The following is a 22,526-nucleotide window of genomic DNA, read 5'->3' on the forward strand; positions in this document are numbered from 1 at the left end:
CTGCGCGCTTCGTCCTCCCTTGCGCCCCTTTCCGACCATGCCTTCCTCCTCCACCCTCGCCGCTCCCGCCCGGACCCGGCTGCCGACGGCGTTGTACGCGCTCACGGCCGGTTCCTTCGGCATCGGCTGCGCCGAATTCGTGATCATGGGCCTGCTGCTGCAGGTCGCCGCTGACCTGCAGGTAACCATCGCCGCCGCCGGCATGCTGGTGTCCGGCTACGCGCTGGGCGTGTTCGCCGGCGCGCCGGTGCTGACGCTGCTGACGCGCCGCATGCCGCGCAAGGCGGTGCTGCTGGCGCTGATGGTGATCTATACCGTGGGCAACGCCGCCTGCGCACTGGCGCCCGACTACATCACGCTGATGATCGCGCGCGTGCTGACCTCGCTCACGCATGGCACCTTCTTCGGCGTCGGCGCCGTGGTCGCGACCGGGCTGGTGCCGGAAGACCGCCGTGCCTCGGCGATTTCCGTGATGTTCTCGGGCCTGACCCTGGCCACGCTGCTGGGCATGCCCGCCGGCGCCTGGCTGGGCCTGCACCTGGGCTGGCGCTCGACCTTCTGGGCCATGACTCTGGTCGGGCTGCTGTCGCTGGCGGTGATCGCGCTGCTGGTGCAGAAGAGCCAGGACCACGGGGCACGCGTCGCGCTGCGCGACGAACTGGCCACCATCGGCCGCCCGCAGGTGCTGCTGGGGCTGTTGATGACGGTACTGCAGTCGATGGGCATCTTCGCCGTGATCACCTACGTGCAGCCGCTGCTGACGCGCGTGTCCGGTTTTGGCGAGGCGGCGGTATCGCCGATCCTGCTGCTGTTCGGTGCCGGCATGATCGTCGGCAACGTGCTGGGCGGCCGCTTTGCCGACCGCGCCCCGACGCGCGCGGTGCTGGCCACGCTGGCAGCGCTGACGCTGGTGCTGGCGGCGATGACGCTGGCCATCCACAGCCAGGTGCTGGTGGTGGCCTTCGTCGGCATCCTCGGCGTCGCGGCCTTTGCCACGGTGTCGCCGCTGCAGTTGCGCGTGCTGCGCCACGCCCACGGCGCCGGCGAGAACCTGGCCTCGAGCTTCAATATCGCCGCGTTCAACCTGGGCAACGGCCTGGGCGCGTGGATGGGCGGGGTGGTGGTCGATCACGGCGCGGGGCTGACGGCGTTGCCCTGGGTTGCGGCACTGGCGCCGATGGCGGCGCTGGCGGTGGCGTGGCTGAGCGTGAAGATGGAACAAGGCGCGCGCGCCCGCGCGCCGATGGCGCAGGCCTGCCCCTGAGCGCCCGCGCGGCTTTCTTGCGCCTGCGATTCAGCCCGGCTTGCCGTCCACGCGCGGACGCGCCAGCCGTGGCGCATACGTCAGCGCATAGAGCCCGAAGCCGGCCACCCAGCACGCCCCCGCGCCCCATATCCAATGCAGGTAGCCGGCCGGCCAGACCATCGGCCCGAACACGCGCAACACCGCCGCCGCGGCCACCAGCCAGTACGCCGCGGTCTCGGCGCGGCCGGCCACCAGCATGCGACCGGTGTGGCCCAGCGCGGTGCGGGTGATCATGGCGATGATCGCCACGCCGAGTACACCCACCGTGAATGCGTGCGTCGCCAGCCCGGCCATCACCAGGCCCAGCGCACCGAGCGCCTGCAGCAGCAGCGCCAGCGGCAGCCACGCGTAGGCGAGGTGCAGCACCCACAGGATCGGCCGGTTGCCGACCGCGTAACCGCGCCACCCCGACACGCGCGCGCCCAGCACCAGCGCCGCCAGCAATGACAGCGCCGCCGTCAGCCATGCGGGCACGGGCAGCAGCCCGGCCGCCAGCCCGAGCACCGCAGTCGGAATCACCAGCCGATCCACCTGCCGGTACTGGCGCAAGCGGAAGCCGGGAATCGCATTGGTGGTGAACATCGGAATCACGCGCCCGCCGATCACCACCACGAACAGCGTCACCAGCGCCACGCCGGCACGGCAGGCCAGCATCGCACCGGCGTCATGGCCGCGCGCCTGCAGCCACAGGCTGGCGATATCGGCCAGCGCCAGCAGCCAGAGCGCGAGCGCCAGCGGATAGTTGCGGCGATTGCCGCCGCGCACCAGCGTGCGCGTGAAGGCCAGCGCCGCCAGCGGCAGGAACGCGGCTTCGACGGCGAAGGCCAAGGTGCCCGGCGCCACCCACAGGCCCACGCGTCCGGCCAGCCACAGCCCGAACAGCACGGCCAGCGCCGCGCCGGTCGGCGTGGGTTGCCCGGTCCAGGCACGTCCCGCCGTGAACAGGAAACCCACCACGATCGCCGCGGCAAAGCCGAACACCATCTCGTGCGCATGCCAGAACATCCCGGGCAGCACTGGTGCCGGACCGACCGATTGCATGCCCGCCAGCATTGCCGACCAGGCCGCAATCGCCAGCGCGGCAAACACCGCGCCGCCCAGATAGAACGGCCGGAAGCCCAGCGCAAACAGGGCAAAGCCACGTGGCGGCGGGCCCGGCGGCGGGGCCTTGCCGGAGGGCGGCGTGCGCCGCGCGGGAAGAATGGGGATGGTGTCCATGTCAGGAAGGGCAAGGAGGATGCGGAGCGGGTGCGGCGCGGCGTTGGCCGCGGCGGCACCACGCACTGCGCCGCAAGTCGTCGCCACGATAGCACCGCCACCGCGCCGGCGACCTCCCCCGGTAGAACTACTTCCAAAGGCAGTCAGCGCCCGCCCGCGCGCTGTGCTGCCGGCGAATAGGCAGCACCAACGCCCGCCCCTACTCTGGCATCACCCCCGCCAAAGTTGACACAGGAGCATGGCCATGGCCACCCAACCCCGCGCGCCGGAGCCGATCCCGCCCGGCGCCGCAATAACACTGGCGTCCAGTACTTTTGCCTTCACCATCTGTTTTGCCGTGTGGATGCTGTTCGCGGTCCTCGGCATCCCACTCAAGCAACAGCTCGGCCTGAACGACACCGAATTCGGCCTGCTCGCCGCCACCCCGGTGCTGAGCGGCTCGCTGATCCGCGTGCCGCTGGGGCTGTGGACCGACCGCTTCGGCGGCCGCATCGTGTTCTTCGTGCTGATGCTGGCCACCGTGATCCCGATCTGGCTGATCTCGTACGCAACCACGCTGTGGCAGCTGCTGGTGCTGGGCCTGTTCGTCGGCCTGGCGGGCGGTTCGTTCTCGGTGGGCACGCCCTACGTGGCGCGCTGGTTCCCGCGCTCGCGCCAGGGGCTGGCGATGGGCATCTTCGGCGCCGGCAACTCGGGCGCGGCGCTGACCAAGTTCGTCGCGCCGGCGCTGATCCTGGCGGCCGGCACCTGGACCGTCGTGCCGCGCGTGTATTCGGTGGCGATGCTGGCCACCGCGCTGCTGTTCTGGGTGTTTTCGCGCAGCGATCCCGCGCACATGGTCAAGTCCGGCGTCGGCTGGCGCGAGCAGCTGGCGGTGATGCGCGATCCGCGCGTGTGGCGCTACTCGCAGTACTACTCGGTGGTGTTCGGCGGCTATGTCGGCCTGTCGCTGTGGATGACCAAGTACTACATCGGCGAATACGGCTTCGACATCAAGACCGCCGCCTTCCTGGCCGCCTGCTTCTCGCTGCCGGGCGGCGTGCTGCGCGCGATCGGCGGCTGGATCTCGGACCGCTACGGTGCACATCGCACCACCTGGTGGGTGATGTGGGTGAGCTGGGTCGGCTTCTTCCTGCTGAGCTATCCGCAGACCGATTTCATCGTCCAGACCACCAGCGGCCCGCAGGGCTTCCGCATCGCGCTGACGCCCACGCTCTTCACCATCCTGCTGTTCGTGGTCGGCATCGCCTTCGCCATCGGCAAGGCCTCGGTGTTCAAGTTCATCTCCAACGACTTCACCCACAACATCGGCGCGGTTTCCGGCGTGGTCGGCCTGGCCGGCGGACTGGGCGGCTTCGTGCTGCCGATCCTGTTCGGCATGCTGGCCGACCTGACCGGCATCCGCAGCAGCTGCTTCATGCTGATGTACGGCACGGTGTGCGTGAGCCTGGTGTGGATGCACTACAGCCACCGCGCCGAACGCCAGCGCAAGGCCCAGGCCGTCGGCCTGACCCAGCCGGCCTGATGCGGCACTGACCCACCCGCGCGCCTCCGCGCATTCTTCATCAAGGCACACTGATCATGACCTCATCCGTACTGACCCGCTGGGAGCCCGAGAACGCGGCGTTCTGGCAAAGCGAGGGCGAGCGCATCGCCTACCGCAACCTGTGGATCTCGATCCCGGCGCTGATGCTGGCCTTCGTGGTCTGGATGCTGTGGAGCGTGGTCGCGGTCAACCTCGACCGCGCCGGCTTCCAGTTCACCAAGAACCAGCTGTTCTGGCTGACCGCGCTGCCCGCGCTGTCGGGCGCCACGCTGCGCATCTTCTATTCGTTCCTGGTGCCGGTATTCGGCGGGCGCCGCTTCACCGCGATTTCCACCGCGCTGCTGCTGATCCCGGCGCTGGGCATGGGCTTCGCGCTGCGCGACCCGTCCACCGGCTATCCCACGCTGCTGGTGCTGGCGCTGCTGTGCGGGCTGGGCGGCGCCAACTTCAGTTCGTCGATGGCCAATATCAGCTTCTTCTTTCCCAAGGCGAAGAAGGGACTGGCCACCGGGCTGAATGCCGGCATCGGCAACCTGGGCGTGTCGGTGGTGCAGTTCATCACCCCGCTGGTGGTGTCGCTGGCGGTGTTCGGCGCGCTCGGCGGCGAGCCGCAGCAATACCAGGCCGATGGCGCCACGCAGAACCTTTGGCTGCAGAACGCCGGATTCATCTGGGTGCCGTTCATCGTGGTGTCGGCGCTGGCGGCGTGGTTCGGCATGCATGACATCGCCGATGCCAAGGCCTCGTTCGCCGAACAGGCCGTGATCTTCAAGCGCAAGCACAACTGGCTGATGTGCTGGCTGTATGTCGGCACCTTTGGCTCGTTCATCGGCTTCTCGGCCGGGCTGGCGCTGCTGACCAAGTCGCAGTTCCCGGGCGTGAACCCCACCGCCTACGCCTTCCTGGGTCCGCTGGTCGGTGCGCTGACGCGTCCCGTGGGCGGCTGGATCTCTGACAAGCTCGGCGGCGCGCGCGTCACGCTGTGGACCTTCGTCGGCATGATCGCGGCGGTGTTCGCGGTGCTGGCGGCGCTGCCGCACGACGGCGCCGGCGGCAACTTCACCTGGTTCCTCGCGGCCTTCATCGCGCTGTTCGCGCTGACCGGCATCGGCAACGGCTCGACCTTCCGCATGATCCCGGTGATCTTCCTGACCGAGCGCCAGCGCGCCGCCAAGGGCCAGGGCGACGCCGCGCAACGCCAGGCGCTGCAGGATGCCGGCAAGGAATCCGCCGCGGTGCTGGGCTTCTCCGGCGCGATCGGCGCCTACGGCGGCTTCTTTATCCCCAAGAGCTTCGGCACCTCGCTCGAGCTGACCGGTGCCCCCGACGCCGCGCTGTATTGCTTTATCGCCTTCTACCTCAGCTGCGTGCTGGTGACGTGGTGGTACTACGCGCGCCGCAACGCCCCCATGCCCTGCTGAACGCCTTGCCGGCCGGACTAGTTCTTCGGAACTAGGCCCGCGCCGGCCACCTCCCCCGATCGCCATCCGGCGGCTGTTCCACCAGCGAATTGGCCGCCGCCCCGCTCCCCCATAAGCTCGAGGTGTCCCTGCAAATGCTCCCGGGCAACCGTCGGAGCCCCGCAGAATAGCCTCGCGGAGAACAAGCAAATGAGTCATTTCCTGGATCGACTGAAGTTCATGTCGCGCGTCAAGTCCACCTATGCGGACGGCCACGGCGCGGTGGTGAACGAAGACCGCAAGTGGGAAGACGGCTACCGCAGCCGCTGGCAGCACGACAAGATCGTGCGCTCCACCCACGGCGTGAACTGCACCGGTTCGTGCTCCTGGAAGGTCTACGTCAAGAATGGCCTGATCACCTGGGAAACGCAGCAGACCGACTACCCACGCACGCGCCCGGACCTGCCCAACCATGAGCCGCGCGGCTGCCCGCGCGGCGCCTCGTACAGCTGGTACGTCTACTCCGCGCAGCGCGTCAAGTACCCGATGATCCGCGGCCGGCTGATGGAGATGTGGCGCGAGGCCCGCAAGACCATGGACCCGATCGCCGCCTGGGAATCGATCAGCCAGGACCCGAAGAAGGCGGCGCGCTACAAGAGCGTGCGCGGCCAGGGCGGCTTCGTGCGCGCCGACTGGAACACCGCCACCGAGATGATTGCCGCGGCCAACGCCTTCACCGTGAAGAAGTTCGGCCCGGACCGCGTGATCGGCTTCTCGCCGATCCCGGCGATGTCGATGGTGTCGTACGCCGCCGGCGCGCGCTATCTGAGCCTGCTCGGCGGCGCCTGCCTGTCGTTCTACGACTGGTACTGCGACCTGCCGCCGGCCAGCCCGCAGGTCTGGGGCGAACAGACCGACGTGCCCGAATCGGCCGACTGGTACAACTCCACTTACCTGATGGTATGGGGCTCCAACGTGCCGCAGACGCGCACGCCCGACGCCCACTTCTACACCGAAGTCCGCTACAAGGGCACCAAGACCGTCGCGGTCTCGTCCGACTTCGGCGAGATGGTCAAGTTCGGCGATATCTGGCTGGCGCCGAAGCAGGGCACCGATGCCGCGCTGGCGATGGCGATGGGCCATGTGGTGCTGAAGGAATTCCACGCCAGCGGCAAGTCCGCCTACTTCCGCGACTATGTAAAGCAGTACACCGACATGCCCATGCTGGTCTTGCTGCGCGAGCATGGCGACACGCTGGTGCCCGACCACTTCCTGCGCGCCTCGCACCTGGCCGACAACCTCGGCGAAGCCAACCATCCGGAATGGAAGACGCTGCTGGTCGACGACGCCACCGGCGAGATCGTCGCGCCCAATGGCTCGATCGGTTTCCGCTGGGGCGAGGCCGCGCACAACGGCGGCGCGAAGGTCGGCCGCTGGAACCTGGAACTGAAGGACGGCGGCAGCGGCCGCGCGGTCGAGCCGCGCCTGTCGCTGCTCGGCCACGGCGACGAAGTGGTCGAGGTCGGCTTCCCCTACTTCGGTGGCGAACACGACGAGCTGCTGCGCCGCCGCGTGCCGGCGCGCCGCATCACGCTGGCCGACGGCAGCAGCGCGCTGGTGGCGACCGTCTATGACCTGCAGATGGCCAACTACGGTGTCGACCAGGGCCTCGGCGGCCCCAACGTGGCGGCGTCGTATGAAGACGACGTGCCCTACACCCCCGCCTGGCAGGAGAAGCACACCTCGGTGCCGGCGCGCCTGGTGACCCAGGTGGCGCGCGAGTTCGCCGACAACGCCGACCGCACGCAAGGCAAGAGCATGGTGATCGTCGGTGCCGCGCTGAACCACTGGTACCACAACGACATGATCTACCGCGGCATCATCAACCTGCTGATGATGTGCGGCTGCATCGGCAAGAGCGGCGGCGGCTGGGCCCACTACGTCGGCCAGGAAAAGCTGCGCCCGCAGTTCGGCTGGGCCCCGCTGGCATTCGGCCTGGACTGGTCGCGCCCGCCGCGCCAGATGAACGGCACCTCGTTCTTCTACAACCACACCAGCCAGTGGCGCCACGAAAAGCTGGGCGTCGACGAAATCCTGTCGCCGACCGCCGACCGCAAGCGCTACGACGGCATGTCGCTGCTGGATCTGAACGCAAAGTCCGAGCGCATGGGCTGGCTGCCCTCGGCGCCGCAGCTCGGCGCCAATCCGCTCGACGTGGTCGATGCGGCCGAGCAGGCCGGCAAGGACCCGGTCGCCTATACCGTCGAGCAACTGAAGTCGGGCGCGCTGCATTTTGCCTGCGACGATCCCGACAACCCGGCCAACTTCCCGCGCAATATGTTCGTGTGGCGCTCCAACATCCTGGGCAGCTCGGGCAAGGGGCATGAGTATTTCCTGAAGTACCTGCTCGGCACGCAGAACGCCGTGTTCGGCGACGAGAACGACGCGATCACGCCGAGCGAAGTCAACGTGCGCCCGGCCGCCGAAGGCAAGCTCGACCTGCTGACCGTGCTGGACTTCCGCATGAGCACCACCTGCCTGTACGGCGACATCGTGCTGCCGACGGCAACCTGGTACGAGAAGGACGACCTCAACACGTCCGACATGCATCCCTTCATCCACCCGCTGTCCGAAGCCGTGCAGCCGCTGTGGGAAAGCAAGACCGACTGGGAGATCTACAAGACCATCGCCAAGAAGTTCAGCGAGATCGCCGGCCCGTACCTGGGCACGCGCAAGGACCTGGTGTGCACGCCGCTGCTGCACGACACCCCGGGCGAGCTGGGCCAGCCGTTCGAGCCGAAGGACTGGAAGGCCGGCGAGTGCGACCTGATCCCGGGCAAGACCGCGCCGTCGATGATGGTGGTCGAGCGCAACTACGCGGATATCTACAAGAAATTCACCTCGATCGGCCCGCTGCTCGACAAGCTCGGCAATGGCGGCAAGGGCATCAACTGGAACACCCAGCATGAGGTGAAGGAAATCGGCGAGCTGAGCCATACGGTGACGGAACCCGGCGTGAGCCAGGGCCGCCCGAAGCTGGAGACCGCGATCGACGCCGCCGAGATGATCCTGACCTTCGCCCCCGAAACCAACGGCCACGTCGCCGTCAAGGCCTGGGAAGCGCTGTCGAAGATCACCGGCCGCGACCACACCCACCTGGCCGAGGGGCGCGAGCACGACAAGATCCGCTTCCGCGACGTGCAGGCGCAGCCGCGCAAGATCATCTCCGCGCCGACGTGGTCGGGGCTGGAATCGGAAGAGGTCAGCTACAACGCCGGCTACACCAACGTGCACGAGCTGATCCCCTGGCGCACGCTGACCGGCCGCCAGCAGTTCTGGCAGGACCACCGCTGGATGCTGGACTTCGGCGAAGGCGCGTGCGTGTACAAGCCGGCCATCGACACCAAAACCGTCGCGCCGATGCTGGGCAAGAAGCCAAACGGCAACCCGGAGCTGGTGCTGAACTGGATCACGCCGCACCAAAAGTGGGGCATCCACTCCACCTACTCCGACAACCTGCGCATGCTGACGCTGTCGCGCGGCGGCCCGCACGTATGGATCTCGGAAGCCGAGGCCAAGGCCAACGGCATCCGCGACAACGACTGGGTCGAAGTGTTCAACGTCAACGGCACGCTGACCGCGCGCGTGGTGGTGTCGCAGCGCGTACCCAAGGGCATGTGCCTGATGTACCACGCCCAGGAAAAGATCGTGAACGTGCCCGGCGCCGAGACCAGCGGCATGCGCGGCGGCATCCATAACTCGGTCACGCGCGCGGTGACCAAGCCCACGCACATGATCGGCGGCTACGCGCAGCTGGCCTATGGCTTCAACTACTACGGCACCGTGGGCAGCAACCGCGATGAGTTCGTGATCCTGCGCAAGATGAAGAAGGTCGACTGGCTCGAAGGGCCGCTCGTGGAAAAGACTGAGAAGGAAGGAGCCTCGCAATGAAGATCCGTGCCCAGGTGGCCATGGTGCTGAACCTCGACAAGTGCATCGGCTGCCATACCTGCTCCGTGACCTGCAAGAATGTCTGGACCAGCCGCGACGGCGTCGAGTACGCGTGGTTCAACAACGTCGAGACCAAGCCCGGCATCGGCTATCCCAAGGAATGGGAAAACCAGGACAAGTGGCAGGGCGGCTGGAAGCGCAACCCCGACGGCACGCTCGAGCCGCGCCAGGGCGGCAAGCTGAAGATCCTGGCGAACCTGTTCGCCAATCCCAACCTGCCGGCGATCGACGAGTACTACGAGCCCTTCACCTACGACTACGAGCACCTGCAGAAGGCGCCGCTGTCGCAGACCCCGCCCACTGCGCGCCCGGTCTCGGTGCTGACCGGCCGCAAGATGGAAAAGATCGAGTGGGGCCCGAACTGGGAGGACGACCTCGGCGGCGAGTTCAGCTCGCGCGGCCGCGACAAGCTGTTCGACGACGTGCAGAAGGAGATGTACTCGACCTTCGAGAACACCTTCATGATGTACCTGCCGCGCCTGTGCGAGCACTGCCTGAACCCGGCGTGCGTGGCCTCGTGCCCGTCGGGCTCGATCTACAAGCGCGAGGACGACGGCATCGTGCTGGTCGACCAGGACAAGTGCCGCGGCTGGCGCATGTGCATCTCGGGCTGCCCGTACAAGAAGATCTATTTCAACTGGCAGAGCGGCAAGGCCGAGAAATGCCTGTTCTGCTATCCGCGCATCGAGGCCGGACAGCCCACGGTCTGCTCCGAGACCTGCGTCGGCCGCATCCGCTACCTCGGCGTCATGCTGTACGACGCCGACCGTATCGAGCAGGCCGCGTCGGTGGCCGACGAGCGCGACCTGTACCAGGCGCAGCTCGACGTCTTCCTCGACCCGCATAATCCCAAGGTCCAGGCCGAGGCGCTGCACCAGGGCATTCCGCAAGGCTGGCTCGAGGCCGCGCGCAAGTCGCCGGTCTACAAGATGGCGTGCGAGTGGAAGATCGCCTTCCCGCTGCACCCGGAATACCGCACGCTGCCGATGGTCTGGTACGTCCCGCCGCTGTCGCCGATCCAGTCGGCGGCCGAGGCCGGCCACATGGGCATGAACGGCATCATCCCCGACGTCAAGAGCCTGCGCATCCCGGTCAAGTACCTGGCCAACCTGCTGACCGCGGGCGACGTGATGCCGGTGCTGTCGGCGCTGGACCGGATGCTGGCGATGCGTGCCTACAAGCGCTCGCAGGTGGTCGACGGCGTGCAGGACCTCGATGTGCTCAAGCAAGTGGGCCTGACGCCGGCGCAGGTCGAGGACATGTACAAGACCATGGCCATCGCCAACTACGAGGACCGCTTCGTGATCCCGTCGTCGCACAAGGAAATGGTCGAGGACAGCTTCAACGACAAGGCCAGCTGCGGCTTCACCTTCGGCAACGGCTGCTCTGGCGGCACTTCGGAGGGCGCGCTGTTCGGCAAGAAGCCGCAGGGCAGCGTGCATTTCGTCGACATGCCCAGGTCGCGCAAGAAGGCCGTGATGAGCTGAGCGCCAGCGAACGAACCGGAGAACCACATGCCCCTCTATCCCATCCTCAGCGCGCTGCTCGGCTATCCCGAGCAGGAACTGCTCGACGCGCTGCCCGAGATTGACGCCGCGCTGGGCGAATGGCCGCAGGCGCGCCAGCTGCTGGCGCCAGTGACCGACATGCTGCGCAGCGAGACGCTGATCACGCTGCAGGAAAACTATGTCGCCACCTTCGACCGCAACCCGGCGCACTCGCTGCACCTGTTCGAGCACGTCCACGGCGAAAGCCGCGACCGCGGCCAGGCCATGGTCGACCTGATCGACGAGTACCGGCGCGAAGGCTTCGAGCCCGCGGCATCCGAGTTGCCCGACTACGTGCCGCTGTTCCTGGAGTTCCTCGGCGCGCTCGCGGCCGACGGCAACGAGGCGCGCGCCGAACAGCTGCTGGGCGAAGCCATCCACGTGCTGGCCGCGATCGGCGACCGGCTCGCGCGCAACCAGAGTCCCTACGCCAGCGTGTTCGCGGTGCTGCGCACGCTCACCGACGTGCAGCCGCAACCGCAGCAGGAGCCGCCGGTGCGGGACATGGACGAGGCGCTGGAAACCTTCGGCCCGGGCGCCGATGGCGTGGAGCCGCTGCTGGGCCCGCAAACCGGGCCGCAGGCGGTGAAGTTCTATCCGCGCGGCACCGCGCCGGTGCCCGCGACCTGCTGACATGCCATCGCCAACCGCCGGCTTTCTCCCTCTCCGGCTTGCGGGAGAGGGGCGGGGGAGAGGGCAGGAGCTTCCACCAAGCGCCAGTGCTTAAACCACCCCTCACCCTGAACACAGTCGGCACAGACGGCCGCCAAGGCAGCCCAAATCCTCTTGAAGAGCTAACACCATGGCAACCCTCCACCAATTCCTCTTCGGCATCTACCCGTACATCGCGCTTGCCATTTTCCTGTTCGGCAGCCTGGCCCGCTTCGAGCGCGAGCAATACACCTGGAAGAGCGACAGCTCGCAAGTGCTGTACCGCGGCAACCTGCGCACCGGCAACATCCTGTTCCATGTCGGCATCCTCGGCCTGTTCTTCGGGCACCTGGTGGGCCTGCTGACCCCGGTGGCGGTGTGGGACGCGCTGGGCGTCTCGCACGGCTTCAAGCAGGGGGTGGCGATGGCCGCCGGCGGCGTGATGGGCACCATGTGCCTGGCCGGCCTGCTGATCCTGCTGCACCGCCGCCTGACCAATACCCGCGTGTCCGCGGTGACCCGCACCGGCGACAAGGTGCTGCTGCTGTGGCTGCTGGTGACGCTGCTGCTGGGCCTGTCCACCATCTTCGAATCGGCCAGCCATATGGACGGCCACATGATGGTGCAGCTGATGAACTGGGCGCAGCACATCGTCACGCTGCGCGGGGACGCCGCGGGCTTTATCGCCGACGCGCCGTTGCTGTTCAAGGCGCACCTGTTCATGGGCATGACCCTGTTCGTGATCTTCCCGTTCACGCGGCTGGTGCATGTGTGGAGCGGCTTTGCCTCGCTCGGCTACCTCGGCCGCGCGTGGCAGCTGGTGCGCAGCCGCTGAGCGCCCCAACGCAAAAGGAGAACCCGATGCCTGTCACCGTCAACGGCGTGGAACTGCGCGACGCCGATATCGAACGCGAACTCGACCACCATCACGACGCCGCCAACCCGGCGCGGCTGGCCACCATCTCGGCAATCCTGCGCCTGCTGATGCGGGCCGAAGCCGCGCGCATCGGCCTGGACGCCGAAGCCATGGACGACGACGCGCTGGCGCAGGCGCTGCTGGCGCGCGAGGCGGCCACGCCCGAAGCCGACGAAGCCAGCTGCCGCCGCCACTACGACAGCCACCCCGAGCGCTTCCGCGAAGGCGAATGGGTGGAAGCCGACCATATCCTGTTCCAGGTCACGCCCCGTGTGCCGCTGGACGCGCTGCGCGAGATCGCGGCGCAGACGCTGGCACTGGTGCGCGGCGATCCCGCGAGCTTTGCGCATCATGCCAGCGCACTGTCCAACTGCCCCAGCGGCGCCAACGGCGGCCGGCTGGGCCGCGTGTTCCGCGGCGAGACCGCGCCGGAGTTCGAGCGCGCCCTGTTCACGGCCCAGCACGACGGCGTGCTGCCGCAACTGGTGCAGACCCGTTTTGGCCTGCATATCGTGCGCATCCTCGAACGTTGCCCGGGCACGCGCCTGCCGTTCGAGGCGGTGCGCGGCGAGATTGCGCGCGCCCTCGGCGCCGCCGCGCGCGACCGCGCCTGGAAGCAGTACGCCAGCCTGCTGATCGGCCGCGCGCGCATCGAAGGCATCGAGCTCGAGGGCGCCGACAGCCCGCTGGTGCAGTAGCGAGCGGAGGCGGCCGTGCATCACATCGAACATCTGCTCAAGGGCTTCGAACGCTTCCAGCAACGCTATTTCGACGACGAGCCCGGGCTGTTCGACACCCTGCGCACCGGCCAGCGTCCGCCGACGCTGCTGATCGGCTGCAGCGACTCGCGCGTCGACCCCGGCCTGCTGCTCGGCTGCGATCCGGGCGAGCTGTTTACCGTGCGCAATATCGGCAACCTGGTGCCGCCCTGCACCGGCCGCCACGAGGGTAGCCTGCACGGCGTATCCGCGGCGATCCAGTTCGCGGTGCAGCAGCTGCGCGTGGCCCGCATCATCGTGATGGGCCACGGCGGCTGCGGCGGCATCCGCGCACTGCTGGCGCAGCCGGCCGACGCCGGCGACCATGCGCCCGACGAAGGCCAGGATCCCGACTACCTCGGTGCCTGGGTCCGCATCGCGGCGCCGGCGCGGCGGCAGGTGGAGGAAACCCTGGCCGGGGCCAGCGCCGCGCAGCGCCAGCGCGCCTGCGAGCAGGCGGCGATCCTGGTGTCGCTGCGCAACCTGCAGACCTTTCCCTTCGTGCGGCGTGCGCTGGAAGCCGGCTCGCTGACGCTGCACGGCTGGTATTTCGATCTCCAGGCCGGCGCGCTGCTGGCCTATTCGCAGCGCGCCGACAGCTTCCTGCCGCTGGTGTGCCCGCTGCCCGCCCAATCAGAAACCTGCGAACCCTGCGAACGCTGACCCCATGCATCCCTTCATCCTTGGCATCACCGGCACGTCCGGCAGCGGCAAGACCACGCTGATCACGGCGCTGCTGCCGTGGTTCCGCGCCCAGGGCCTGACCGTCAACGTGGTCAAGCACAGCCACCACCCGCTCGAGCTCGAGCCGCCGGGCAAGGACAGCGCGCGCTTTCGCGCTGCCGGCGCGGCCGAGGTGATGGTGGCCTCGCCCTATCGCTACGCCATCGTGCGCGAACTGGCCGACGAGGCCGAGCCGACGCTGGCCGAACAGGTGGCGCGCCTGCGCCCGGCCGACATCACGCTGGTCGAAGGCTTCCGCCGCGAGGCGATCCCGCGCATCGAGGTCTACCGGCCCGCGCACGGGCGCGCGCCCTACTATCCGGCCGATCCGTCGATCATCGCGCTGGCCACCGACACGCGCATGGACACCGTGCTGCCATGCATAGCGCTGGACGATATCGCGCAGGTCGGCGGCTTTATCCTGGCCCTGCGCGACCAGGCCGCCGCCATCCCGGGCGCGGGCGCCGGCGCTGCCCGTGCCCCGGAACTGGCGCTGTAGTGCCTGAAGCCGCCTGAAGCCGGCCGCGGCCTACCAGGCGCTGGCGCCGTTGTTGCCGCCACCCGCGGCGCGATGGCCGGCAAAGTGCTCCAGCAGGAAATCCACCAGCGCCCGCACTTTGTCCGGACGAAGATTGCGGGCCGGGAACACCAGGTGGATGTCCGCCGGCGCGAACTGCCACTGCGGCAACACCCGGCGCAGCGCACCGCTGCGCAGGTGCTCCGCCGCGTCCCACTCCGAGCGCACGATCAGTCCCTGGCCGTCGAGCGCCCACGCCAGCGCCGACTCCCCGTCATTGGTACTCATGGTGCCGCGCACCTTGACGGTCTCCTGCTGCGCACCGTAACGCAGATGCCAGGTGCCAAAGGTCTCGTCGGCCTCGCGGATGAAGATGCAGTTGTGCCGCGCCAGTTCACGCGGGCTTGACGGCTCGCCATGCGCCGCCAGGTACGACGGCGCCGCACACAGCAGCCGGCGGTTGTTGGCGAGCAGGCGCGCGCTCAGCCGCACGTCCGGCATCTCGCCGAAGTGGATCATGGCGTCGAGGCCCTGCTCGACCAGGTTCAGGGGCCGGTCGCTCAGGTACAGCTGGACCTCGATGTTCGGGTAGCGGCGCGCAAACCGGGCCAGCGCGGGCGCGATATGCCGGCGCCCGAATCCCAGCGTGGCGCCGATCTTCAGCAAGCCGTGCGGGGTGCTGCCGGTGCCCGCGAGGGCGCGTTCCAGCGCTTCCATCTCGGCCAGGATGCGCGCGCCTTCCACCAGGTAGCTTTCGCCTTCCGGCGTCAGGCTGATGCGGCGTGTGGTCCGGTGCAGCAGGCGCACGCGCAGCCGCGCTTCGAGCGCGGCCAGGCGCTTGCTGACCGCGGGCGGCGTCACGCCCAGCTGCTGCGCCGCGCCGGCGAGGCTGCCGTGCTGGTTGATACAGGCAAAGAACGCGACATCGGAGAGCTGGTCCATTGGTGAATCAAAGGAAATAAAGAAGTAACCGAGTTTGAATTATGTGCCTCCAGGTGAATGATACGATGACTTCCATAACAAGTCATCGCCACAGGAGACACCATGAAAGTAGCCCGCCTCACCGCCTTGCTGCTGTGCGCCGCGTCGATCGGCACCGCCGCGGCGCAGAACTATCCCCAGCGCCCGGTGCGCCTGGTCGTGCCCTACGCCCCGGGCGGCAGCGCCGACATCGCCGCGCGGCTGGTCTCGGAGGCATGGGCCAAAAGCCTGGGCGGCACCATCGTGGTCGAAAACCGCGCCGGCGCCGGCGGCAATATCGGCGTCGACGCCGTCGCCAAGGCCGCCGCCGACGGCTACACCATCGGCCTGCAGACCGTGTCGCTGGCGATCAACCCGGGCCTGTTCCCGCGCATGCCGTACGACACCCTCAAGGACCTCGCGCCGATCGGCATGGTGGCCAGTTCGCAGCATGTGCTGGTGGTCAACAACAACGTGTCTGCCACCAACCTGCAGGAGCTGATCGCGGCGGCCAAGGCCGCGCCCGGCAAGCTGACCTACGGCTCCGCCGGCAACGGCAGCACCTTCCATATGTCGGCCGAACTGTTCAAGTCGGTGGCGAACGTCGCCATCGTCCACGTGCCGTATCGCGGCGGCGGCCCCGCGCTGGTCGACACCATCGCAGGCCAGGTCGACATGAGCTTCCCGGTCATCTCCGCGGCCCAGCAGCATGTGCAGGGCGGCAAGCTCAAGGCGCTCGCCGTCACCGGCCCGCGGCGCTCGGCGCAGCTGCCGAACGTGCCGACCGCGGCCGAGGCGGGCCTGCCCGGCTATGCCTTCGAGACCTGGTTCATGGTGTTCGCCCCGGCCGGCACGCCGCTGCCCGTGATCGACAAGCTCAACGCCGCCCTCAACACCGCACTGGCATCGCCCGCAACGCGCGAGCGCATGGTCAGGGAAGGCTTCGAGCCCACGCCGACCACGCCCGAAGCGGCACGCCAGCGCCTGGAAAAGGAAATGCCGGTGTGGGCCAGGCTGATCAAGCAGCGCGGCATCACCGCCGAATAACCCCTGACAAGGCAGGTCCCATGCCCCCCAAGACGCTATACCAGAAGCTGGTCGACGCGCACACCGTCGCCACGATCGACGACGACAACGTGCTGCTGTACTGCGATCTGCACCTGATGAACGAGTACACCAGCCCGCAAGCCTTCGCCGGGCTGCACGAACAGCAGCGCGGCGTGATGGTGCCAGGCCAGAACGTTGCGGTGGTCAGCCATATCATCCCCACCCATCCCGGCGCGATCCGCGTGATCGCGGACCCGGCCTCGGCGCTGCAGGCCACCAACCTGCACGCCAACTGCGCGCGCCATGGCATCCCGCTGTTCGACACCGACGATGCGCTGCAGGGCATCGAGCACGTGGTCGGCCCCGAGCACGGCATGATCCGTCCCGGCATGGTGGTGATCTGCGGCGACAGCCACACCACCACCTACGGCGCGCTGGGCGCGCTGGGCTTCGGCATCGGCACCTCCGAGGTCGAGCACGTGCTGGCCACGCAGACGCTGGTCTACCGCATGGCGCGCACCATGCGCATCCGTGTCGACGGCACGCTGCCCGCCGGCACCACCGCCAAGGACCTGATCCTGAAGATCATCGGCGCGATCGGCGCGCAAGGCGCACGCGGCTATGTGGTGGAGTTCTGCGGCACGGCGATTCGCGCGCTGAGTGTCGAGGCCCGCTTCACGCTGTGCAACATGACGGTCGAGGCGGCGGCACGCGGCGCGCTGATCGCACCGGACGCGGCGGCGACCGACTACGTGCTGCGGCGCGCGCCGGACATCGCGGGCCCGCAGCGCGACGCCGCGCTTGCCTACTGGGCCACGCTGCACAGCGACGCCGACGCGGCGTTCGACCTGGAGTTTGCCTTCGATGCCGGCGAGGTCGAGCCGTACGTGACCTGGGGCACCAGCCCGGACCAGGTGCTGCCGGTCTCCGGCACGATCCCGTTTGCCGAAGACCAGATCGACGAGGCCGGGCAGCGCTCGGTCGAGCGGGCGCTGGCGTACACGCGCCTGCAGCCGGGCGCGGCGCTGGCCGGCACCGCGATCCAGCATGTCTTCATCGGCTCGTGCACCAACGGCCGTATCGAAGACCTGCGCGCGGTAGCGCAGGTGGTGCGTGGCCGCAAGGTGGCCGCGGGAGTCAGGGCCATGGTGGTGCCCGGCTCGGGTGCGGTCAGGGCCCAGGCCGAACGCGAAGGGCTGGCCGGCATCCTGATCGAGGCCGGCTTCGAATGGCGGCAACCGGGCTGCTCGATGTGCCTGGCCATGAACGACGACGTGCTCGGCGACGGCGTGCGCTGCGCCTCCACCACCAACCGCAACTTCGAGGGCCGCCAGGGACGCGGCGCCATCACCCACCTGATGAGCCCGGCCATGGCGGCTGCCGCAGCCGTGACCGGCGCCATCACCGACGTGCGCCAGCTGGAGATTTCCCATGCCTGAAACCAACTGCATCGCCGGCAAGGCGGCCGCGATCCGCTTCGAGAACCTCGATACCGATCAGATCATTCCCAAGCAGTTCCTGCGCGGCATCGACAAGTCCGGGCTGGCGCAGGGCATCCTGCATGACCATCGCTTCGACGCCAGCGGCGCCCCGCGCGCGGACTTCGTGCTGAACCGGCCCGAATATGCCGGCACCAGCATCCTGGTGGGCGGCGCCAACTTCGGCTGCGGCTCCAGCCGCGAGCATGCCGTCTGGGGCTTGCAGCAGTTCGGCATCCGCGCCGTGATCGCGCCGAGCTTCGGCGAGATCTTCTATTCCAATGCGATGAACAACCGGCTGCTGCTGGTGATGCTGCCGCGCCAAGTCATCGAGGCATTGATGGACGCGGTGGACGCGGACAGCCGCAACACCGTCAGCATCGATCTCGACGCCATGCGCGTGCGCACGCCTGCGGGCGATGATGCCTTCGAACTGTCGGCGCGCCATCGCCGCATGTTTACCGAAGGGCTCGACATGATCGGCCTGTCGCTGCGTCAGCACGGCGAGATCGAGCAGTTCATGGCGCAGTACTGGTCCGCGTTTCCGTGGACCCAGAACGTGGCCGCGCGCACGCGCGCACGACTCGGCCGCACCTGAGCCACACCGCCTCGAGCGTGTCGCCGCCACGGCGACACGCTGCCCGCCGGGAACGAAGGTCACCACCTTCCGCATTTCGTTCCCAACCTCCCCGCTTCGTTTGATGCCAGTCAATCCCATGTCGGCAGTGTGTGCGCATGATCGCCACATGACGACAGGTCCAGGCAAACACCAGCCTGCGCACCGCGCAATCGCTTTCCCACCGCTGATCCACGGCACCCCATGAAAGCAAAAAACTGGCTGTATCCGGCAATCGCGGCATTGCCACTCTCGCTCTGGCTTGGCCTGCCTCACGCTGCCACCAAGGCCGACGCCAAGACCGCCCAGAAGGCTGAACACAAGGCTGAACAGAAGGCGGCCATCCCCACCCTGACCACTGCTGAATTCGACCACGCGCGGCAGATCTACTTCGAACGCTGCGCCGGCTGCCACGGCGTGCTGCGCAAGGGTGCCACCGGCAAGGCGCTGACGCCGGACATCACCCGCGCGCGCGGCACCGAATACCTGAAGACCTTCATCAAGTACGGCAGCCCCGCCGGCATGCCAAACTGGGGTACCTCGGGCGACCTCACCGACAAGGAAGTCGACCTGATGGCGCGCTACATCCAGCTCGACCCGCCGACGCCGCCCGAGTTCTCGCTCGCCGATATCGAGAAAAGCCGCAAGGACATCGTGCCGGTGGCCAAGCGCCCGACGCAGAAGATGAACCAGTACAACCTGGACAACCTGTTCTCGGTCACGCTGCGCGACGCCGGCGAGGTCGCGCTGATCGACGGCGACAGCAAGCAGATCATCAACATCGTCAAGACCGGCTATGCGGTGCATATCTCGCGGATGTCGGCGTCCGGGCGCTACCTGTACGTGATCGGCCGCGACGCGCGGCTGGACCTGATCGACCTGTGGCTGCCCAAGCCCGATATCGTCGCCGAGGTGAAGATCGGCATGGAGGCACGCTCGGTCGAGACCTCCAAGTACAAGGGCTACGAAGACAAGTACGCGGTGGCCGGCTCGTACTGGCCGCCGCAGTACGTGATCATGGAGGGCGACACGCTCAAGCCACTCAAGGTGGTATCCACGCGCGGCATGACCGTGGACAACGAATACCACCCCGAGCCGCGCGTGGCGTCGATCGTGGCCAGCCACTTCCATCCGGAGTTCGTGATCAACGCCAAGGAGACCGGCAAGATCCTGATGGTCAACTATTCGGACCTGGCCAACCTGAAGACCACCACCATCGACTCGGCCAAGTTCCTGCATGACGGCGGCTTCGATTCGACCGGGCGCTACTTCCTGGTGGCCGCCAACGCCTCGGACAAAATCGCCGTGGTCGACACCAAGGAAGACAAGCTGGCTGCGCTGGTCAACGTGGGCAAGACCCCGCATCCGGGCCGCGGCGCCAACTTCACGCATCCCCAGTTTGGCCCGGTCTGGGCCACCAGCCACCTGGGCGACGAGACCATCAGCCTGATCGGCACCGACCCCGCCGGCCACCCCGCGCAGGCGTGGAAGGTGGTGCAGACGGTCAAGGGCCAGGGCGGTGGTTCGCTCTTCATCAAGACCCATCCCAAGTCGTCCAACCTGTGGGTCGATACGCCGCTGAACCCGGATGCCAAGCTCAACCAGTCGGTCGCGGTATTCGACACGCGCAATCTCGAGGCCGGCTTCAAGGTGCTGCCGATCGCCGAGTGGGCCGACCTGAAGGGCAGCGGCGCCAAGCGCGTGGTGCAGGCCGAATACAACAAGGCCGGCGACGAGGTCTGGTTCTCGGTGTGGGGCACCAAGGATGGTGAATCCGCGCTGGTGGTGGTCGACGACAAGACCCGTACGCTCAAGACCGTGATCAAGGACAAGCGCCTGATCACGCCGACCGGCAAGTTCAACGCCTACAACACGCAGCACGACGTCTACTGAGCCCGCGCCCTCGCTGCGCCCAAGCGCGGCGAGGGCCGCCGACGTCCCCGCATTCCCTCCATGGAGAAAACCATCATGCGAACACAACCCGCGCTGCCTGCGCTGCTGGCAGCGTTCGGCTGCCTGCTGGCATTCGGCGCCACCATGCCGGCCCACGCCAGCCAGGCCCTGGCGTCGAGCAAGGCCTGCCTGGCGTGCCATGCCATCGACAAGAAGATGGCCGGCCCCGCCTTCCAGGACATCAAGGGCAAGTACACCGGCAGGAAGGACGCGCAGGCGCAGATGGTCCAGTCCATCCTGAAGGGCAGCAGCGGCCGCTGGGGCCCGGTGCCGATGCCGGCCAACGCCGTCAGCGCGGCAGACGCCAACACGCTGGCCAAATGGATCCTTTCCCTCTGAATCGCATTGCGCGGCGCCGCGCCGCGGTCGCGATGCTGATCGCCACAGCCTGCGCCAGCGCGCTCGCCGCGGCACAGCCGCCCCAACCCGCGCCGGCGCGGCAGGCGCAACTGGCGCACTGGCTGCGCGATGACTGCGGCGCCTGCCACGGCATGACCCTGCGCGGCGGGCTGGGTCCGCCGCTGACGCCCGCCAGCCTGGCAGGCAAGCCGCCTGACGGCCTAGTGGCCACCGTGTTGTACGGCCGGCCCGGCACGGCGATGCCGCCGTGGCAACCTTTCATGACGCAGGATGAAGCCCGATGGCTGATCGATCGACTCCAGGCCGGCCAGCCGCCGGCCGTCACGCCGCAAGGCAACTGATGCGCGGCGTGGCCGCGGCGGCATGCGCTGCGCTCGTCGCCGTGCTCGGCGCCGGTTGCGCCGGCACCATGCGCGGCACCGGCGACCTCGGCGTGGTGGTGGAGCGCGCCGCGGGCCGGCTGCAGATCGTCGAGACCACCGGCATGACACGGCTGGCCACGGTCGAAGGGCTGGGCGACCTGTCCCATGCCAGCGTGGTGTTCTCGCGCGATGCGCGCTACGCCTATGTGTTCGGCCGCGACGGCGGCCTGACGCGCGTGGACCTGCTTGGCGCGCGCATTACCCACCGCGTGCTGCAGGCCGGCAACAGCATCGGCGGCGCCATCTCGCAGGACGGCCGCGTGGTCGCCGCGCAGAACTATGCGCCGGGCGGCATCCGGCTGTTCGACGCGCAGACGCTGGCGCCGCTGGCAGACCTGCCCGCGATCGGCAGCGACGGGCGCCGCGCCAAGGTGGTCGGGCTGGCCGACCTGCCCGGCCGGCGCTTTGCCGCGAGCCTGTTCGAATCCGGCGAAATCTGGATCATCGACGCCAGCGATCCACGCCAGCCGCAGGTAACGCGCCTGCCCGCCGGGCGCGAGCCCTACGACGGGCTGGTCACGCCCGACGGCCGCTGGTACCTGGCCGGCCTGTTCGGCGAAGACGGCCTGGCGCTGGTCGACCTGTGGCAGGCGCCGCCGCAGGCGCGCCGCATCCTGTCCGGCTATGGCCGCGGCAATGCGCCGCTGCCGGTCTACAAGATGCCGCACCTGCGCGGCTGGGCCATGGCGCAGGGCATGGCGTGGCTGCCGGCGATCGGCCGTCATGAAGTGCTGGTCGCCGACCCCGCCAACGGCTGGCGCGAGGCGGCGCGCGTGGCGCTGGCGGGCCAGCCGGTGTTCGCCATGGCGCGGCCCGACGGGCGCCAGGTGTGGGTCAATTTCGCCTTTCCGCACAACGACACCGTGCAGGTGATCGACACCGCTACGCGCCAGGTGGTGCGCACGCTGCGCCCCTGTCGCGGCGTGCTGCACATGGAATTCACGCCAAAGGGCGAGGCGTTGTGGCTGTCCTGCCGCGACGACAACCGCGTCGAGGTCTACGACACCGCCACCCTGGAACGCGTGGCCACGCTGCCGGCCGACAATCCCAGCGGCATCTTCTTCACCGCGCGCGCGCAGCGCTTCGGCATGTAGGGC

18 protein-coding genes and 1 pseudogene are annotated in these 22,526 nt (G+C 68.4%); 17 read left to right on the forward strand and 2 right to left on the reverse strand.

Annotation, left to right across the window (positions count from 1 at the left end; translation table 11 throughout):
- Positions 1-37: 37 nt before the first annotated feature.
- Complete coding sequence (locus MKD38_RS05200; RefSeq protein ID WP_252674975.1) at positions 38-1,264, forward strand: MFS transporter; 1,227 nt, start codon at positions 38-40, stop codon at positions 1,262-1,264.
- 30 nt (positions 1,265-1,294) lie between these two features.
- Here MKD38_RS05200 and MKD38_RS05205 read toward each other — a convergent pair whose 3' ends face one another.
- Entirely contained in the window at positions 1,295-2,524 is a 1,230-nt protein-coding gene (locus tag MKD38_RS05205) for an NnrS family protein (RefSeq protein WP_252674976.1), read from the reverse strand.
- 244 nt (positions 2,525-2,768) lie between these two features.
- On the opposite strand from MKD38_RS05205, the gene MKD38_RS05210 reads away from it, so the two are divergent.
- The 9 genes from MKD38_RS05210 to mobB all read left to right on the forward strand — a co-directional run bounded on the left by MKD38_RS05210 (position 2,769) and on the right by mobB (position 14,575).
- Entirely contained in the window at positions 2,769-4,049 is a 1,281-nt protein-coding gene (locus MKD38_RS05210) for an MFS transporter (RefSeq protein ID WP_252674977.1), read from the forward strand.
- A 56-nt stretch (positions 4,050-4,105) separates the two neighbouring features.
- Positions 4,106-5,491, forward strand: a complete 1,386-nt coding sequence (locus tag MKD38_RS05215) for a NarK family nitrate/nitrite MFS transporter (RefSeq protein WP_252674978.1) — start codon at positions 4,106-4,108, stop codon at positions 5,489-5,491.
- Between the two features lie 189 nt (positions 5,492-5,680).
- Complete coding sequence (locus MKD38_RS05220; RefSeq protein ID WP_252674979.1) at positions 5,681-9,421, forward strand: nitrate reductase subunit alpha; 3,741 nt, start codon at positions 5,681-5,683, stop codon at positions 9,419-9,421.
- Entirely contained in the window at positions 9,418-10,968 is a 1,551-nt protein-coding gene (narH, locus tag MKD38_RS05225; RefSeq protein WP_252674980.1) for a nitrate reductase subunit beta, read from the forward strand. The genes MKD38_RS05220 and narH overlap by 4 nt, the downstream gene beginning before the upstream one ends.
- A gap of 27 nt (positions 10,969-10,995) precedes the next feature.
- Entirely contained in the window at positions 10,996-11,661 is a 666-nt protein-coding gene (gene narJ / locus MKD38_RS05230) for a nitrate reductase molybdenum cofactor assembly chaperone (RefSeq protein ID WP_252674981.1), read from the forward strand.
- Positions 11,662-11,830: 169 nt separating this feature from the next.
- Positions 11,831-12,514, forward strand: a complete 684-nt coding sequence (gene narI / locus MKD38_RS05235; RefSeq protein ID WP_252674982.1) for a respiratory nitrate reductase subunit gamma — start codon at positions 11,831-11,833, stop codon at positions 12,512-12,514.
- A 26-nt stretch (positions 12,515-12,540) separates the two neighbouring features.
- Entirely contained in the window at positions 12,541-13,293 is a 753-nt protein-coding gene (locus MKD38_RS05240; protein WP_252674983.1) for a peptidylprolyl isomerase, read from the forward strand.
- 15 nt (positions 13,294-13,308) lie between these two features.
- Positions 13,309-14,016 (forward strand): carbonic anhydrase, encoded by a 708-nt coding sequence (locus MKD38_RS05245; protein WP_252674985.1) that lies wholly within the window; start codon positions 13,309-13,311, stop codon positions 14,014-14,016.
- 4 nt (positions 14,017-14,020) lie between these two features.
- Positions 14,021-14,575, forward strand: a complete 555-nt coding sequence (gene mobB, locus MKD38_RS05250; protein ID WP_252674987.1) for a molybdopterin-guanine dinucleotide biosynthesis protein B — start codon at positions 14,021-14,023, stop codon at positions 14,573-14,575.
- A 30-nt stretch (positions 14,576-14,605) separates the two neighbouring features.
- On the opposite strand, the gene MKD38_RS05255 is transcribed toward mobB, so the two are convergent.
- Entirely contained in the window at positions 14,606-15,535 is a 930-nt protein-coding gene (locus MKD38_RS05255; protein WP_252674989.1) for a LysR family transcriptional regulator, read from the reverse strand.
- A gap of 102 nt (positions 15,536-15,637) precedes the next feature.
- Here MKD38_RS05255 and MKD38_RS05260 point away from each other — a divergent pair, with 102 nt between their 5' ends.
- From MKD38_RS05260 to MKD38_RS05290, 7 genes and pseudogenes are all read left to right on the forward strand, one after another.
- Positions 15,638-16,600 carry a tripartite tricarboxylate transporter substrate binding protein gene (locus tag MKD38_RS05260; RefSeq protein ID WP_252674991.1) on the forward strand — a complete coding sequence of 321 codons (963 nt, stop codon included), beginning with the start codon at positions 15,638-15,640 and terminating at the stop codon, positions 16,598-16,600.
- Between the two features lie 20 nt (positions 16,601-16,620).
- On the forward strand, positions 16,621-18,039 hold the full coding sequence (gene leuC / locus MKD38_RS05265; RefSeq protein ID WP_252674998.1) for a 3-isopropylmalate dehydratase large subunit: 1,419 nt from the start codon (positions 16,621-16,623) through the stop codon (positions 18,037-18,039).
- Positions 18,032-18,676 carry a 3-isopropylmalate dehydratase small subunit gene (leuD, locus tag MKD38_RS05270; protein WP_252675000.1) on the forward strand — a complete coding sequence of 215 codons (645 nt, stop codon included), beginning with the start codon at positions 18,032-18,034 and terminating at the stop codon, positions 18,674-18,676. Before leuC ends, leuD begins: the two co-directional genes overlap by 8 nt.
- 369 nt (positions 18,677-19,045) lie before the next feature.
- Positions 19,046-20,587, forward strand: a pseudogene (locus MKD38_RS05275) (cytochrome D1 domain-containing protein); the annotation flags it as partial.
- A gap of 75 nt (positions 20,588-20,662) precedes the next feature.
- Entirely contained in the window at positions 20,663-20,986 is a 324-nt protein-coding gene (locus tag MKD38_RS05280) for a c-type cytochrome (RefSeq protein WP_252675002.1), read from the forward strand.
- A complete protein-coding gene (locus MKD38_RS05285; RefSeq protein WP_252675003.1) occupies positions 20,968-21,348 on the forward strand; it encodes a c-type cytochrome in 381 nt (126 codons plus the stop codon). Before MKD38_RS05280 ends, MKD38_RS05285 begins: the two co-directional genes overlap by 19 nt.
- A complete protein-coding gene (locus MKD38_RS05290; protein ID WP_252675005.1) occupies positions 21,348-22,523 on the forward strand; it encodes a cytochrome D1 domain-containing protein in 1,176 nt (391 codons plus the stop codon). Before MKD38_RS05285 ends, MKD38_RS05290 begins: the two co-directional genes overlap by 1 nt.
- The last annotated feature ends 3 nt before the right edge of the window (positions 22,524-22,526 follow it).

It is taken from the genome of Cupriavidus sp. WGlv3, from assembly GCF_023952475.1.
Taxonomy (GTDB): Bacteria; Pseudomonadota; Gammaproteobacteria; order Burkholderiales; family Burkholderiaceae; genus Cupriavidus; species Cupriavidus phytorum.